Origin of the sequence: Pseudomonas sp. NPDC077186 (genome assembly GCF_044543505.1) — a bacterium.
GTDB lineage: Bacteria > Pseudomonadota > Gammaproteobacteria > Pseudomonadales > Pseudomonadaceae > Aquipseudomonas.
The window spans coordinates 180,028-195,707 of sequence record NZ_JBITWE010000007.1; the positions used below are offsets into that span (position 1 = coordinate 180,028).

The window sequence follows — 15,680 nt, forward strand, 5'->3', positions numbered from 1 at the left end:
CAGGCAATGGGAGTCGATCGACAGACGTAACAGGCGCCTAACCCACCCTACGAAACGCGCGTTGCCGGGGAAGATCGCACTCCCCCCGACATCGCTACGCCGCTAGTCGTCCTTGCCGCGCTCGCGCAGCGTCAGCCCGCGGAGGAAATTGCGCAGGATCTGGTCGCCGCACTCGCGGTAGTGCTTGTGCCCGGGCTTGCGGAACAGGGCGCCGAGTTCGGCCTTGGTCATCGGCAGGTCGGCGGCCTGGAGGATGGCGTGCATGTCGTCGTCCTTAAGTTCGAAGGCCACGCGCAGCTTCTTCAGCACGATGTTGTTGCTCAGCCGCCTCGCCACCGGCAGCGGCTCGCGGCTCTCGTCCTTGCCGCGCTTGTAGAACACTAGGCCTTCCAGCACATGGGCCAGCAAGGCGTCGTTGCAGGGCTGGTAGCCGACCTCGTCGTCCTTGAGCAGGCAGGCGGAGATCTGCTCCAGGCTCACCGGGTAGTCCGCCAGTTGGCAGATCTCCACCAGCTTGGCGTCGCCAATGGCCAGCAGGTAGCGCAGGCTGCGCAGTACGTCGTTATTGGTCATTGCGGCGGTCTCAACGGAAGCGGGCGGCGATTATAGGCGCATCCGCCGTCAGTCGCGCAGTGCCTGCGCCCGGCTGGTCGGCAGCCAGGCATCGGCGTCGCCGGAATTCAGCGCCTGCTGCAGGCGCGCCAGGTCGCCGCGTTCGGCGAAATGGCGCAGGCCGGCGTTGAACAGGCGCAGCAGCCGCTCGCCCTCGGCATCGTCCTTGCGAAACAGCAGGCGCAGCGGTTCGCTGTTCAGGCGGCGCGGATGATGGGTGATGGCGCGCCCCTCGGCGCCGGGGAACAGGCGACGCAGCATGGCGTAGCCGACCGCGCGGTCCTGCGGATGCAGGTCGATGCGCCCCAGTTCCAGCAGGCGGAAGCTGGTGTCCTCCTTGCCGCTCTGCTGCACCTGCAGCAGGCCGTCCTGCTGCGCCTGGTCGAAGCGCGAGCCGTAGGAATAACCGAGGGTGGTGCCGATGCGGTAGCGCTCGAGGTCCTCGATGCGACGCCAGTCGAACGCCAGCTCGCGGCGATGGAACAGCACCACCTCGCCGCGCACCACCGGGTCGCTACAGACCCCATAGTTGAGGCGACTGGGGCTGCAGCTGTAGGGCATGATGGCGTCCAGCTGACCCTGCTGCAGCATCAGCACGTTGCGATCCCAGGGGTAGAAGACGTACTCGACCGCGTAGCCGGCCTCGGCGAACAGCGCGCTGATCAGTCGCGCCATGGCGCCGCCATCGGCGCGGCGCTGGTCGACATAGGGCGCCCAGTCGCCGGTGCCGATGCGCAGCGTCGGCTCGGCCGCCACCGGCAGCACGCCGCCCAGCAGCAGCGCCACGCAGAGGCTGGCGGCGAAGGAGCCGCCGCGCAGACGGGAAAACAGGTACGACACGGATCACCTCAACGCGCAAACACAGCGAAGCGTCCCTGCCCGAGTTCTGCCACTCCTTTTTGTCTCAGCTTAGCCAAGCAGGTCACCGCACAGGCCACCGTCAGTCGCCGCGGCCACGTTCCGCCGGGCGCCGGGCGCCGGCCACCAGCTTGTCCACCAGCTTGGCGGCGGCGGCCATGCCGAAGCTGGCGGTGACCATCATCACCGCGCCGAAGCCGCCGGCGCAGTCCAGCTTGACCCCTTCGCCGACGAAGCCCTTGGCCTGGCACACCGTGCCGTCCGGCTTGGGATAGCGCAGCTGCTCGGTGGAGAACACGCAGGGCACGCTGTAGGTACGCCCCGGTGTGCGCGAGAAACCGTAGTCGCGGCGCAGGGTGCTGCGCACCTTGGCCGCCAGCGGGTCGTTGAAGGTCTTGTTGAGGTCGGCGAGCTGGATCTGCGTCGGGTCGACCTGGCCGCCGGCGCCGCCGGTGGTGACGATCTGGATCTTGCGCCGCTTGCACCAGGCGATCAGCGCGGCCTTGGCCGGCACGCTGTCGATGCAGTCGATCACCCCGTCGAGCTGCTCGGTGATGTATTCGGCCATGGTCTCGCGGGTGACGAAATCGGCCACCGCGTGCACCACGCAGGCCGGGTTGATGGCGCGAATGCGCGCGGCCATCTCCTCGACCTTGGCCTTGCCCACCGCGCCCTCGACGGCATGCACCTGGCGGTTGGTGTTGGTGATGCAGACGTCGTCCAGGTCGAACAGCGAGATCTCGCCGACGCCCGAGCGCGCCAGCGCCTCGGCCGCCCAGGAACCGACGCCGCCGATGCCGACCACCGCCACATGCGCCGCAGCCAGCCGCGCGTAACCGTCGCGGCCATAGAGCCGGGCTACGCCGCCGAAACGTTGTTCGTCTGTGTTCATCTCACCCCCTGCAGCAAGGCGCGCATTATAGGCACGGCCATGCCTGCGCCCAAGCCCGCCGGGCGGCTCGCCCGGCGAGCGGCGCAGCCGGCGCTATAGTGAGCGCAGCAGCGAGGCTTCGCCCATGCGCAACTTCAGCGTCTACAACCCGACCCGGCTGCACTTCGGCCGCGGCCAGATCGCCCGCCTGGCCGAGGAAATCCCGCCCGGCAGCCGCGTGCTGGCCCTGCACGCCGGCGCCGACATCCTGCGCAACGGCGTCTGGGCCGAGGTGGAGCGCAGCCTGCACGGGCGCCCGCTCAGCCGCTTCGCCGGGATCGAGCCCAACCCGCAGTACGACACCCTGCTGCGCGCCGTGGCCCAGGCCCGCCACGACGGCTGCGACTTCGTCCTGGCCATCGGCGGCGACGCGCCGATCGATGCCGGCAAGTTCCTCGCCGCCGCCCTGTGCCACCCCGGCGATCCGCTGCAACTGCTGTGCGGCGCGCCGATCCGCGCGGCGCTGCCGCTGGGCTGCCTGCCGACCCTGCCGATCGGCAGCGCCCTGAGCCACGCCGAGGGCCTGGTCAGCCATGCCGAACGCCAGCAGAAGCTGCCCTTCGCCAGCCCGCTGCTGCACCCGCGCTTCGCCATCGTCGACCCCGGCCTGCACCTCGACGCGCCGCGCCAGCAACTGGCGCACGCGGTGATCGAGGCGTTCGCCCGCACCTGCGAGCGCTACCTCGGCGTCGCGGCCGACGCACCGCTGCAGGCGCGCTACGACGAAGCCCTGCTACTGACCCTGATCGAAGAAGGCCGCAAGTTGATGACCGATCCCGAGGACCCGGCCGTGCGCGCCAACCTGCTGTGGTGCGCGCTGCAGGCGCTCGACGGCCCCGGCGGCTACGGCCTGGTGCCGGCGTGCGGCGCGCGGCGGATCGCCCGGGAGCTGAGCGCGCTGTACCACCTCGCCCCCGCGCAGAGCCTGGCCGTGGTGCTGCCGGCGCTGCTCGCCGAATGCCGCGAGGCGCACGGCGCCAGGCTGCAGCAATACGCCGAACGGGTCTGGCAGCTGCCCGCCGGCGACGCGGCGCAGCGTAGCGACGCCGCCATCGCCGCCACCGCGGCGTTCTTTCGCGACCTCGGCCTGGCCACCCGGCTGAGCGAGCACGGCCTGGACGCCGAGGCAGTCCCGGAGCTGCTGGCGCAGTTGCAACGCCGCGGCCCGGGCGCCCTCGGCGAAGGCGACGAGCTCGACCCGGCCGCGTGCGAACGCATCCTGCTGCGCGCCTTATGACTGATCGGTAACCACTTTTGCTTTAAGATGGCCGACCTTTACGCCAGCCGCCGTACCGGAGCCACGATGACCGCCACCCTCTCCCCCACCCTGGAGCTCGCCTGCGACCTGATCCGCCGCCCGTCCGTGACCCCGGTCGACGAAGGTTGCCAGGAGCTGATGATGCGTCGCCTGGCCGCCTGCGGCTTCGAGGTCGAGCACATGCGCATCGAAGAGGTGGAGAATTTCTGGGCCAAGCGCGGTGGTCGCGATGGCGCCCAGGGCCCGGTGCTGTGCTTCGCCGGGCATACCGACGTGGTGCCCACCGGCCCGCTGGACGCCTGGCAGTACCAGCCGTTCGACGTGCGCGTCGATGAAGACGGCATGCTCTGCGGCCGCGGCGCGGCGGACATGAAGGGCAGCCTGGCGAGCATGATCGTCGCCGTCGAGCGCTTCACCGCCGACCACCCGAACCACAAGGGCGCCATCGCCTTCCTGATCACCAGCGACGAGGAAGGCCCGGCCCAACACGGCACCAAGGCCGTGGTCGAGCGCCTGCGCGAACGCAACGAGCGCCTGGACTGGTGCATCGTCGGCGAGCCGTCGAGCACCAGCCTGCTCGGCGACGTGGTCAAGAACGGCCGCCGCGGCTCGCTCGGCTGCACCCTCACCGTGTACGGCAAGCAGGGCCATGTGGCCTACCCGCACCTGGCGAAGAACCCGATTCACCTGGCTGCCCCGGCCCTGGCCGAACTGGCCGCCGAGCACTGGGACCATGGCAACGACTATTTCCCGCCGACCAGCTTCCAGGTGTCCAACCTCAATGCCGGCACCGGTGCCACCAACGTCATCCCCGGCGAACTGAAGGCGGTGTTCAACTTCCGCTTCTCCACCGAATCCACCGTCGAGGGCCTGCAGCAGCGCGTCGCCGCCATCCTCGACAAGCACGGCCTGGACTACCACCTGGAGTGGGCGCTGTCCGGCCTGCCCTTCCTCACCCAGCCGGGCGAGCTGCTCGACGCCGTGGCCGCCAGCATCAAGAACGTCACCGGCCGCGAGACCACACCATCCACCAGCGGCGGCACCTCCGACGGGCGCTTTATCGCCACCCTGGGTACCCAGGTGGTCGAGCTGGGCCCGGTCAATGCCACCATCCACCAGATCAACGAGCGCGTGCTGGCCAGCGACCTCGATCTGCTCACCGAGGTTTACTATCAGACGATGGTCAACCTCCTCGCATGAGCCTGATCTGCCCGATTTGCCAAACGCCGCTGGAGCCCAGTGACAGCGGCCTGGCCTGCGCCAACCGGCATAGCTTCGACCGCGCCCGCCAGGGTTACTACAACCTGCTGCCGGTGCAGCACAAGAACAGCCGCGACCCCGGCGACAACGCCGCCATGGTCGAGGCGCGCCGGCGCTTTCTCGACGGCGGCCACTACGCGCCGCTGGCCGCGCGCCTGGCGGCATTGGCCGCCGAGTACAAGCCGGCGCGCTGGCTGGATATCGGTTGCGGCGAGGGTTACTACACCGAGCAGATCGCCCGCGCCCTGCCCCATGCCGACGGCTATGCCCTGGATATCTCCCGCGAGGCGGTCAAACGCGCCTGCAAACGCGCCCCGCAGCTGAACTGGCTGGTGGCGAGCATGGCCCGCGTGCCGCTCGCAGACGCCAGCTGCGAGCTGCTGGCCAGCGTGTTCAGCCCGCTCGACTGGAGCGAGGCCAGCCGGCTGCTCGCCCCCGGCGGCGGCCTGCTGCGCATGGGCCCGACCCGCGCGCATCTGCTGGAGCTGCGGCAGAAGCTGTACGACGAGGTGCGCGACTACGACGACGAGAAGCACCTGGCGCTGATTCCGCCCGGCATGCAGCTGGCCCATAGCGAAACCCTCGAATTCCCGCTGCACCTGAGCGATGCCCAGGCCCGCGCCGACCTGCTGGCCATGACCCCGCACGGCTGGCGCGCCAGCGCCGAACGCCGCGAAGCGGTGATCGCCACGCCCTTCGAAGTTACCGTTGCCATCCGCTACGATTGGATCGTCAAAACCCAGGATTAAGCCATGCGCCAACCGGATATCGAGATCTACCTGAAAGACGCCGAGCGCGACGCCGTGGCCCAGTGGCTGGGCGAGGCCCTCGGCCCCTGCAGCGACTGGCAGCAGAAGGGCCAGACCTTCAAGTGCAAGGCCGGCGATGTGCCGGTGACCTGGCTGCCGAAGGCCGTGGGCAAGTGGCACAGCCTGTACCTGGAAAGCGATGCCACGCCCTGGGCCGACGACCTGGCCTGCGCCCGCGCCGCCCATGCCGCGCTCGGCGTGCAGGTGCGCTGTGCACCGGGCAGCTGGGTCGAGGACGAGAGCGACGAAGAAGCCGACCGCTGGATCAAGGTGGATGCCGACGGCGAAACCGAGATCGTCTGGCGCACCGAATAAAAGCGGCCGCTTAGCGGCTATCTGATGACCCTCTCCCCCAGCCCCTCTCCCACAAGTGGGAGAGGGGAGCAAAAGCAGCTCTCCGTAGCTCAACAGCACGTAGGGTGCGCCGTGCGCACCGCGGCGACAGCCATTGCGTAGCCCGCCCCCCGTTTGGTGGATGTAAAAAGCGACATCCACCCTACGCCTGACAGCAATACCCTCTCCCCCAGCCCCTCTCCCACAAGTGGGAGAGGGGAGCTATGCGTGCAAGACGACAACTCGTAACCCGGATGCAATCCAGACCAGCGCATTTCCCGGATTACCTCCAGGCTACCGATCCACACCTCGGTGATCCCACGTACGCCAGAAACGACAAGGCCCGTCATTGACGGGCCTTGTGGTGCTTCGGGCTGGAGTTCAGACCGCGGAAACGTCTTCCGCCTGCAGGCCTTTCTGGCCCTGGGTCACGCCGAACTCGACCTTCTGCCCCTCGATCAGGGTGCGGTGACCTTCGCCACGGATGGCGCGGTAGTGAACGAAGACGTCCGGGCCGCTTTCGCGCTGAATGAACCCGTAGCCCTTGGAATCATTGAACCATTTGACGGTTCCGGTCTCACGATCTGCCATTACCCACTTCTCCAACTCGCAAATTTTTATTGTCCCGAATAGGCGCTGTGACGGCTCGGTAAAAACGTTCTGTTCATCGTTCGCCAACCCCGGCAATTGGAGCATGGAGCAGGTCAAGCGAAGGGCGTTCTTGCTGCAACCGCTGGGCCGAGTATAAAGCATGAAATGTGACTGAAAAGCACTTTTTTAGAACCGAGCGCAAACCAGACAACATCGGGGTTACAGCCGGTTTTTATCCGTTTTTCGCCAGCAAATCGCGCAACTTCTTCGCCAGCCTCTGCACCTGCTCGGCGTCCAGACGATAGGCCCAATCGCTGCGCGCGGTCACCTCGCCGCCCTCGAATCCCCGGCGTTCGCCGAGCACCAGCCAGTGCTGCTCGCCCTGCTGGTACAGCGCGCCCTCGAGGCTCTGGCCGTCGAAGCCGCTCAGGCTCAACCTGAGCAGCGGCGCCTGCTTGAAAGCGATCTGCGCCAGCGGCGCGGCATCGGCGAAACGCAGGTTGGCGAACAGCGTGACCATGCCGTTGGCCGCGCCCTCGAAACTGAGCTGCTGGCCCTTGCCCAGCTGCTCCACAGTGAAGTTGTACTGCTCGGCGTCGGCCTTGCTCAGGGTCAGCGTCTCGCCATCGGCGTAGCGCAGCTCCAGGCGTTTGACGCTGGCGAAGGGAATGTCCGCGACGCGGCGGTCCAGCCAGTCCAGCTCGCGGCTGGGCAGGTCGAGTTGCTGGTCGATCAGCCACACCTGATCCTCGCCGGCGCGGCGCACCAGTTGCCCGTTGCCCTGCTGCGACGGGTTGCCCAGACGCAGGCTCAACTCGGGATGGCCATCGAACTGCAGCCGCAGACGCAGCGCCTGCTCGCCCTCCTCGCCGCTTTCCGCCAGGCCCAGGCGCGCGTGCCACTGCGCGTTGGCGGTCTTGGCCTCGACGCTGCGCGCCTCGCGTAGCGCCCGCAGCAGCTCGGCCAGGGGCTCGCGCGCGGCCGGGTAATCGGCCTTGGCCGGCACCACCCAGGCCTCGCCGCGGCGCTCGATACGCACCGCCGGCTGACCGGGCGGCTGGATTTCCAGCGCCTGCAGGCTACCCAGATAGCCCTGCTCGGCGGCCAGCCAGGGCCTGCGTTCGAGCTGTGCAGTGCCCTGCTGCTGGCGCTGCTGCAGCGCCAGGTAACCCAGCAGGCACAGCAGCAGGATGACGATCAATGCGATCAGACCTTTACGTCCCATGATCTCCTCACTGTTGAAAACGACCCGATTCGTCGGAGGCGCTTTAGCGGCGGTTGTCGCGGCTAAAGCCCCTCCCACAGACAATGCTCATCAGGCCCGGCGGCGGCGCCGCCACAGCCACAGCGCCAGCACGCCGAGGGTCAGCAGTGCCGGCACCAGGGCGATATTGATCACCTTGAGGGTGCGGCCCAGCGCCTCGATATCGGCGTTGAGCTGGTAGCGCACGTCGCGCAGCTCCTTGCGGATCGCCAGCTTCTCCTGGACGAAACGCTGCACCGCGCCCTGCTGCTCCGGGGTCAGCTCCAGCGCCTGGCTGGGGTCGTCGTTCTGTTGCAGCGCCGCCAGTTGCTGCTCGGTCTCGGCCAGGCGTGCCTGCAGCGCCTGCTCCTTCTCGCGGAAGCGCTGCTCGGCGGCGCGCTGCAACTCTTCCACCACCACGAAGGGACGACTGAAGCGGCCGCGCGAACGCACGCTGATCAGCGCCTCGGAGCCGGCCAGGTTGTCCAGCGCATTGATCGCGAAGCTGCCGTTGTCGGCCCAGGGCTGCGGAATGCGCTGGCCGAAGAAGTCCTGCACCTGCACCCACAGGCGGTCGCTCAAGATGTCGGTGTCGGCCACGGCGATCACGTTGATATTGTCCGCCTGCTTGAGGCCGCCCTTTTGCCCTTCGATGCCGTCGGGGAAGGCACTCTGCGCCGGGCCGTCGATGCGTGCGGCGATGGCGTAGCGCTCGCCGGTGGGCTCCAGTTCGCGGATCAGTTCCTCCGGGTTGCTCAGCATGGCGAAACGCTGAGCGTCGAAGGGCATGGCGTACTCGGAGCTCTGCAGCAGCGGGGTGAAGCGGGTCTTGGCGCCTTCCAGCGGTTCGAGAATGCCAGCGGTGGCGACGGTGATGCTCTCCAGCCCGGCGGTGGCGATGTCCTCCTGGTCCAGCGCCTGGCGCGGCAGGCTCAGCCAGGCGGCATGACGCACCGCACGCTGGCCCTGGCCCATGCTCACCGACATGGCATAGGAGCCGTCGCCGAGTACCTTGTCCGGCACCAGGCGCAGGCCCCAGGCCTGGAACAGCGGCGCCAGGTTGGAGGCCTTGTCCACCGCCATCTCGCCCGGCATGTCGCCGCTGTCGGCCTCGGCATAGGGGTCGACGAACACCATCAGCTTGCCGCCGCGCAGGACGAACTGGTCGATGGCGTACAGGGTCTGCTCGGGCAAATGCTTCGGGTGCACCAGCCACAGCACCGAGACGCTGTCGGGAATCAGGTCGACGTCGGCCTTGAGCTGCTCGATGGAAAACAGCTGGCGCACCTGCTCCAGCACCATCCATGGCGGCGTCGGCTGCCGCGCCATCATGTCGAAGCCACCGGTCAGGGGCAGCCCGGAGAGCACCCCGACCACCGGCAGCTGCGGCTTGGCCAGGCTCTGCACCAGGCGGCTCAGCTCGTATTCGAGATGCTCCTCCTGATCCAGGGCGAAGAACGGGATCACCTGGGTGTCGTCCAGCGCATTGGTGCCGGCCAGGCCGAAGTAGATCGAATCGCCGCCCTGCTGCAGCGGGATGCCCTGCAGACCGAACTCGGCGGCCTTGTCCTCGTCCTCGGAGAACGGCTCGGGGTCGATGATATGCAGACGGATCTTGCCGCCGGCCTGGCGCTGATAGGCCTTGAGCATCTCCTCCACGCGCTGGGCGTAGGTGCGCAGCGCCGGCAGATCCTTGGCCACCTTGTCCGAGTAGAAGAAGTACAGGTTGATCGGCTCGTCCAGCTCGCCGAGGATCTGCTTGGTGCCAGCGGAAATGGTGTAGAGCTTCTGCTCGGTCAGGTCCAGACGGGCGCCGCCCAGGCCGAGGCCGGCCAGCAGGTTGAAGGCGAGAAAGGCCGCCGCGATCAGCAGCAGCCCGGCGCCGGAATAGATCAGCTTTTTCATGGGCGCATTCCTTCAGTCGGCTTTCTTCAGATCGATGACCACGGCGGTGGCGGTCAGCCAGGCGGCGATCAGCGAGAGGAAATACAGCAGGTCGCGCAGATCGATCACGCCCTTGCTGATGGCGTCGAAGCGCACCAGGAAGCTCAGCGAGGCGATGGCGTCCACCAACCACTGCGGCGCCCAGGCGAAGGCGTCGAGCACCATGGGAAAGCCGCTGACGATAAACAGGAAGCAGGCGCTGACCGCGAGGATGAAGGCGATCACCTGGTTCTTGCTCAGCGCCGACATGCACGAGCCGATGGCGAGATAGGCGCCGGCCAGCAGCCAGCTGCCGATATAGCCGGTGACGATGGCGCCGTTGTCCGGCTCGCCCAGGTAATTGACCGTGACGATCATCGGGAAGGTCAGCAGCAGCGCGATGCCGGCGAACACCCAGGCGGCGAGGAACTTGCCGGTGACCGCCTCGAAGCGGGTGATCGGCAGGGTCATCAGCAGCTCGATGGAGCCGGACTTGCGCTCCTCCGCCCACAGGCGCATGGCGATCGCCGGCACCAGGAACAGGTAGAGCCAGGGGTGGAAGTTGAAGAAGGCGGAAAGATTCGCCTGGCCGCCCTCGAAGAAACCGCCCAGGTAGAAGGTGAACACCCCGGACAGCACCAGGAAGATCACGATAAACACATAGGCCAGCGGCGTGGCGAAGTAGCTCGCCAGCTCGCGCTTGAAGATCACCGGCAACTGGGTCATGGCTGCTCTCCCCGGGTCAGGCTGCGGAACACTTCGTCGAGCCGGCCGCGTTCCACGTTGAGTTCCTTGATGTTCCAGCCACGCTGGCCGATCAGCGCGTTGACCTGCGGGAAGATCACCTCGCCCGGCTTGGCCAGCACGCTGAAGCTGTGCTCCAGGTGGTTCTCCTCGATCCCGGCCACCCCCGGCAGCGCGGCCAGGGCGTGCAGATCCAGCGGCTCGGCGGCCACCAGGGTCACCGCCTGGTGGTAGCGCGAGCGGCTCTCCAGCTCCAGCGGCGTGCCGTCGGCCAGCAGACGGCCCTGGGCGATCACCACCGCGCGGGTGCACAGCGCCGTGACCTCTTCGAGGATGTGGGTGGAAATGATCACGATCTTGTCGCGCGCCAGACCCTGGATCAGCTGGCGCACCTGATGCTTCTGGTTGGGATCGAGGCCGTCGGTGGGCTCGTCGAGAATCAGCACCCGCGGATCGTGGAGGATCGCCTGGGCCAGGCCGACGCGGCGCTTGAAGCCCTTGGACAGCGTCTCGATGCTCTGCGCAAGCACCTTGTCCAGCTCCACCTGCGCCACGGCGCGCTCGACCCGCTGGCGCTTCTCGGCGCCGCGAAAGCCGCGCACCTCGGCGATAAAGTCGAGAAAGCCGCGCACCGTCATATCGCCGTAGCAGGGTGCGCCTTCCGGCAGATAACCGATCTGCCGCTGGGCCTTGAGGGTCTGGGTCTGGATATCGCAGCCGAGGATGCTCGCCGTGCCGGAGCTCGGCGCGAGAAAACCGGTGAGCATCTTCATGGTGGTGGACTTGCCGGCGCCGTTGGGGCCGAGAAAGCCCAGCACCTCCCCCGGCTGGACGCTGAACGACAGATCGTCGACAGCCGTGTGCTGCGCAAAACGCTTGGTCAGGTTTCTTATTTCGATCATGGCCTCTCACCAGTGCGGTCAAAGCCTGGCGCGCCGCTCGTGGGCACGAGCCAGGCCTTAAAAAAATGCCGGCGGAACTATAAGAAGTCGGACGCGCCGATTGCAACCGAGTGGCGCCCGCGGAAATTTACCGGAGGTTACCGCCGGCCGAGGACGCACTTGGGAATTCTCTAATAACGGTCGTCATTCCCGCGAAGGCGGGAAGCCAGAGGCTGCACAACACCTGGACTACCGCCGTCTTCAGAGCACCCTCAGCGATCCAGCGGACTGACCACCGCCAAACCACCGCGATTGAGCACATGGGTGTAGATCATGGTGGTCTTCACGTCGGCGTGGCCGAGCAGCTCCTGCACCGTGCGGATGTCCTGGCCCGCCTCCAGCAGGTGGGTGGCGAAGGAATGGCGCAGCGAATGCGGCGTGGCATGCTTGATCGAACCGGCACGCCGCGCCGCCTCACGCACCGCACGCTGGATGGTCTTCTCGTGCAGGTGATGACGGAAGATCCCCTGGCCGCGCGGGTCCCGCGAGCGGTTAATGGACGGAAAGACGAACTGCCAGCCCCACTCCTTGGCCGCATTGGGATACTTGCGCGCCAGGGCGAAGGGCAAGTTGGCCTCGCCAAAACCCTCGGCGAGATCGCTGCAATGCAAGCCGCGCACTTTGTCGAGATGCAGCCGCAGCGGCTCGGCGATACGCATGGGCAGCATGGTCACCCGGTCCTTCTGGCCCTTGCCATCGCGCACCAGAATCTCCCGCCGGGCGAAATCCACATCCTTGATCCGCAGCCGCAGCGCCTCGAGCAGACGCAAGCCCGAGCCATAGAGCAGGTTGGCGACAATCCAGCTCACCCCCTGCAGCTGCGCCAGCAAGGCCTCCACCTCGGCGCGGGTCAACACCACCGGCAGATGCTTGGGCTTCTTCGCCCGCACTATGCCCTGCAACCAGGGCAAATCCAGCTTGAGCACCTCCTTGTAGAAACAGCAGAGCGGCCAGGGCCTGGTTCTGCGTCGAAGCGGACACATCGCGCTTGACCGCCAGATGCGTCAGAAAAGCCTCGATCTCCACCGCGCCCATCTCCGCCGGATGCCGATAGCGATGGAAGCGGATATAGCGTTTTGCCCACTCGGCATAGACAGTTTCGGTACGGATGGAATAGTTTCTGACTCGAATCTGCTGGCGCAGTTGATCCAGCAGCTTGGGCTTGCCGTCATCCATGTCGCGTTTCTCCCTGAGTGCTGTCGCGTTTGCCGCGACCACCTTCAAGCTAGACAAGGACTTACAAGACGACAAGGAAGGTTATGCGACAGCTGTCGTGGGCAAACGCGACAGCCGTGTCGCCTAATTAATAGTTAGGCAACATATGAAACCGATCCCGCTGCACAACCCGAAGAGTGATCGTCGCCACAAAGCAATTATGGTTGTATTGCTAACCCTTTCTTCGTTTCTAGTTACGGAGCCCAAAACAGCAATCGGGGTGGCAATTACACTAGCTACGGTGCCATTTATTCTTATTGGATTACTTAATTTTCGATGGTGGTGGCATGTACGTTTTGGTGGAAGCAAATTTCTTACGCTGGTATTTATTACGATTATTCTGTGTATTGTACTGTCTTTAACCTACGTAGCAGAACTACTCAATCCATACATAGGTGAGCACTTCGCCTAACAAATGGTATATGGACTCTCCCCACAAGCGGTGAGGAATAGCTTTTCTAGCCTGTCGTCAGCGCGGTTGCACTCGTATATCCGGCCTGTTCTGGGCTCTATCGCCCTGACCATTCTGTAGTTCGCGCAGTGGGGGCCAAGCGTTCAAGCGATCACATGGATCAGCATTGTTATCGGCCTTGTTCCGCTGCAGGACTCGCCTGTTTCGACAGTCTCGCTTCTCACCACAACCACCAGAAAACCACCTTCCTGATTACCCCCGCCGTCAGGCGGGCCTTGCACTTTGCCAATCACCGCTGAAACGCCGTTCGTGGCACCACACCGCCCAGCAGATCCTCACCAGCTTGTTCGCCAAGGCCACCGTCGCCTTGTTGTGGCCGATCCGGTCGGCCGTCTGCACCGCCCAGAGCTGCAGCTTGGTCAGGCGCTCCGGGGTTCGCTTGCGACAGCGCTTGGCCGCCAGCAATGCCGACCGAGCGCAGTGGACCAGCAATGTACGCACGTAGGTATTGCCCTGCCCGCTGATCTTGCCCAGCCGCCGACGATGACCGCTGCTGTGCTCCCGTGGGGTCATGCCCAGCCAGGCACTGAGCTGACGACCATTGGCGAAACGCTCGGGCTGGCCGACGGCATTTTTCATGGCGCTGGCCGTCAGCACACCGATACCGCTGACCTCATCGAGTCTGCGCACGATGTCGTCCTGGGCGTGCCAGCGCTCGATGCGCGCCTCGCTCTCGGCCATGCACTGCGTGTAGAGATTGATCTCGGCCAGGATCAGATGTAGCTCCGGCTGCAACGGCGCCAGCGCTTCGCACTCGATCAGGCGATGGGCTTCACGAATGAATTCGCGGGGCTTGGGCGGTGCCTCGATACCCGCCTCGCGCAAGATACCGCGCAGCAGATTGATGCGCTGGGTGCGGCTCTTCTTCCAGGTTTCGCGCAAGCCGTGCAGTTGTTGTAGTAGCTGCTGTTCCTGGCTCTTGACCGGTACCGCATGGATATCGGCACGCCGCCCGGCCTCGAGGATGGCATCGCAATCGCTGCGATCGGTCTTGTTGCGCAGACGATAGGCGCGCACATAGCGGGCATGGATCAGTCGCACCCGATGCTCTCGCGCCTGCATTACCCGTCCCCAGTAATGAGCGGTGCCGCAAGCCTCCATCAGCCACTCGACCGGTTCCGTTTGCTGCTGTATATACCGAACGAACGCCTCACGATTCAGCCGCCTGCGCTGAGCCACCTGCCCGGCACGGACACTTTCGGCAACCTGGAAAACGGACTTGGCCAGATCAACTGCAATTCGTTTCATATCGGCTCTCCCAACTCTCAGTCACCACGGTTCTGGGTATAGAACGGTGGCGCGGGGGAGTCCATTACAGCATTCAAATCGCTCGCTCCGCTCACTGGGACGGGCTAAAGCCCGCCCCTTAACCAAACGTTAGGCCTTTATGAGACAGATCGCTGTCAGCAATAAAAAATTAAGAGGTATACCTCGTCGCCTCCGGTCTCTGGAGAAATGGGCATCACGCTTTGAAGGATTCTCACGCCCTCAATCGACACAAAAAGAAAAGTATTTCAATTGGAAAATTCCAGTCCATTCGGCACTTGTGGAAGGCAACCAAACAACCATTGAAATCCAAGCATTTTGCGTTATGCAACTTTTGAGGGCAGCGAAATATTTAGCTGACGCAGCTCCTGACAATCCAAAAGGCTATTATCGGGTAGCCTGCTTGCTTACATGGCCTTGGTTACACCAGAGCGAAGTAACTATTTTCTACAGCCAGGATTACTACGAAGGTTTTCTTGGGGAACAGAATTCACTCGCACCAGAGCGTATATCTGAAAAACTAGGGTTGCTGCTACCACAAAGCTTTATCGAACATGGCCACGACGTTACACAACCGGATGACGAAACAACTGTTCAATGGTGGTGCCTTGGTCAACAGGCCTAACAACTGGTTCAAACCGTTCGCTTCGCTCACTGGGACGGGCTAAAGCCCGCCCCTTAACCAAACGTTAGGGCTCACATATGAGCAAGCGCCAGTCCAAACAGAAGCAAAGGCAAGTGGGCCACATATCTCTGGAAGAGGTTGCATGCTCTGAAGCCAAAGCCATTTCGGCTAGACCTTTCGTGCTTAACTTTGAAAGTCACTTTGCTGGCTACTTCAACGAGCTAGGTTTAACCATTACAGTGAATAACTCTGCGTCAAGCAGTGACATAATTAAGCTCAGAAATGAGCTGCAAGAAAAATTAGAGGCATTGCTTCCAACTGACACTGCACCATTTATCTGGTAAGTCATATTCATGCGCACCAACAAAGTCATTGAAACCCTCTTCCCAGGCGATGCACGCAGAGAAGAGACAGACGAGCTAAAAGCGGTTTAGCGTGCAATGCTGAACCCTAACTACTGGTTCAAGTCGTTCGCTTCGCTCACTGCGGGACCGGCTAAAGCCGGCCCCTTAACCAAACGTTGAGGCTGTAGAAAAACCTGCTGCCACTCAATACGCAGGCTGATAACCTCCAGTTCATTCAATCGCAGGGAGGCGCGG

Annotated in this window: 15 protein-coding genes and 1 pseudogene; 6 read left to right on the plus strand and 10 right to left on the minus strand. The window is 64.6% G+C overall.

Annotated features, from left to right (window positions below; all coding sequences use genetic code 11):
* Nucleotides 1-102 precede the first annotated feature (102 nt).
* The 3 genes from ACIGKL_RS22810 to tcdA all read right to left on the minus strand — a co-directional run bounded on the left by ACIGKL_RS22810 (nucleotide 103) and on the right by tcdA (nucleotide 2,362).
* Nucleotides 103-573, minus strand: coding sequence for a DUF1456 family protein (locus ACIGKL_RS22810; RefSeq protein WP_397488670.1), 471 nt, complete (start codon nucleotides 571-573; stop codon nucleotides 103-105).
* Nucleotides 574-621: 48 nt separating this feature from the next.
* Complete coding sequence (locus tag ACIGKL_RS22815) at nucleotides 622-1,452, minus strand: substrate-binding periplasmic protein (protein WP_397488671.1); 831 nt, start codon at nucleotides 1,450-1,452, stop codon at nucleotides 622-624.
* A 100-nt stretch (nucleotides 1,453-1,552) separates the two neighbouring features.
* A complete protein-coding gene (gene tcdA, locus ACIGKL_RS22820) occupies nucleotides 1,553-2,362 on the minus strand; it encodes a tRNA cyclic N6-threonylcarbamoyladenosine(37) synthase TcdA (protein ID WP_397488672.1) in 810 nt (269 codons plus the stop codon).
* A gap of 124 nt (nucleotides 2,363-2,486) precedes the next feature.
* On the opposite strand from tcdA, the gene ACIGKL_RS22825 reads away from it, so the two are divergent.
* The 4 genes from ACIGKL_RS22825 (at nucleotide 2,487) to ACIGKL_RS22840 (ending at nucleotide 6,043) form a co-directional block, all read left to right on the plus strand.
* On the plus strand, nucleotides 2,487-3,638 hold the full coding sequence (locus tag ACIGKL_RS22825) for an iron-containing alcohol dehydrogenase (RefSeq protein WP_397488673.1): 1,152 nt from the start codon (nucleotides 2,487-2,489) through the stop codon (nucleotides 3,636-3,638).
* 66 nt (nucleotides 3,639-3,704) lie between these two features.
* On the plus strand, nucleotides 3,705-4,859 hold the full coding sequence (dapE, locus tag ACIGKL_RS22830; RefSeq protein ID WP_397488674.1) for a succinyl-diaminopimelate desuccinylase: 1,155 nt from the start codon (nucleotides 3,705-3,707) through the stop codon (nucleotides 4,857-4,859).
* A complete protein-coding gene (locus ACIGKL_RS22835) occupies nucleotides 4,856-5,668 on the plus strand; it encodes a putative RNA methyltransferase (RefSeq protein ID WP_397488675.1) in 813 nt (270 codons plus the stop codon). The genes dapE and ACIGKL_RS22835 overlap by 4 nt, the downstream gene beginning before the upstream one ends.
* A gap of 3 nt (nucleotides 5,669-5,671) precedes the next feature.
* Nucleotides 5,672-6,043 carry a hypothetical protein gene (locus ACIGKL_RS22840; protein ID WP_397488676.1) on the plus strand — a complete coding sequence of 124 codons (372 nt, stop codon included), beginning with the start codon at nucleotides 5,672-5,674 and terminating at the stop codon, nucleotides 6,041-6,043.
* Nucleotides 6,044-6,442: 399 nt separating this feature from the next.
* Here ACIGKL_RS22840 and ACIGKL_RS22845 read toward each other — a convergent pair whose 3' ends face one another.
* The 7 genes and pseudogenes from ACIGKL_RS22845 to ACIGKL_RS22875 all read right to left on the minus strand — a co-directional run bounded on the left by ACIGKL_RS22845 (nucleotide 6,443) and on the right by ACIGKL_RS22875 (nucleotide 14,438).
* Nucleotides 6,443-6,652: a cold-shock protein gene (locus ACIGKL_RS22845; protein ID WP_031303182.1), complete on the minus strand. Its 210-nt coding sequence runs from the start codon at nucleotides 6,650-6,652 to the stop codon at nucleotides 6,443-6,445.
* Between the two features lie 232 nt (nucleotides 6,653-6,884).
* On the minus strand, nucleotides 6,885-7,877 hold the full coding sequence (locus tag ACIGKL_RS22850; RefSeq protein WP_397488677.1) for a DUF4340 domain-containing protein: 993 nt from the start codon (nucleotides 7,875-7,877) through the stop codon (nucleotides 6,885-6,887).
* Between the two features lie 90 nt (nucleotides 7,878-7,967).
* Nucleotides 7,968-9,800 (minus strand): GldG family protein, encoded by a 1,833-nt coding sequence (locus ACIGKL_RS22855; RefSeq protein WP_397488678.1) that lies wholly within the window; start codon nucleotides 9,798-9,800, stop codon nucleotides 7,968-7,970.
* Between the two features lie 12 nt (nucleotides 9,801-9,812).
* A complete protein-coding gene (locus ACIGKL_RS22860) occupies nucleotides 9,813-10,544 on the minus strand; it encodes an ABC transporter permease subunit (protein ID WP_397488679.1) in 732 nt (243 codons plus the stop codon).
* A complete protein-coding gene (locus ACIGKL_RS22865) occupies nucleotides 10,541-11,464 on the minus strand; it encodes an ABC transporter ATP-binding protein (protein WP_397488680.1) in 924 nt (307 codons plus the stop codon). Before ACIGKL_RS22865 ends, ACIGKL_RS22860 begins: the two co-directional genes overlap by 4 nt.
* Before the next feature lie 251 nt (nucleotides 11,465-11,715).
* A pseudogene (locus ACIGKL_RS22870) lies at nucleotides 11,716-12,679 on the minus strand (integron integrase).
* Nucleotides 12,680-13,394: 715 nt separating this feature from the next.
* The gene (locus ACIGKL_RS22875; RefSeq protein ID WP_397488681.1) at nucleotides 13,395-14,438 is read right to left on the minus strand and encodes an IS110 family transposase; all 1,044 of its coding nucleotides are present in this window, start codon (nucleotides 14,436-14,438) and stop codon (nucleotides 13,395-13,397) included.
* Between the two features lie 139 nt (nucleotides 14,439-14,577).
* On the opposite strand from ACIGKL_RS22875, the gene ACIGKL_RS22880 reads away from it, so the two are divergent.
* Together ACIGKL_RS22880 and ACIGKL_RS22885 are read left to right on the plus strand one after the other, a co-directional pair.
* Complete coding sequence (locus tag ACIGKL_RS22880; RefSeq protein ID WP_397488682.1) at nucleotides 14,578-15,081, plus strand: DUF3916 domain-containing protein; 504 nt, start codon at nucleotides 14,578-14,580, stop codon at nucleotides 15,079-15,081.
* A 77-nt stretch (nucleotides 15,082-15,158) separates the two neighbouring features.
* Nucleotides 15,159-15,425 carry a hypothetical protein gene (locus ACIGKL_RS22885; RefSeq protein WP_397488683.1) on the plus strand — a complete coding sequence of 89 codons (267 nt, stop codon included), beginning with the start codon at nucleotides 15,159-15,161 and terminating at the stop codon, nucleotides 15,423-15,425.
* Nucleotides 15,426-15,680: the final 255 nt, after the last annotated feature.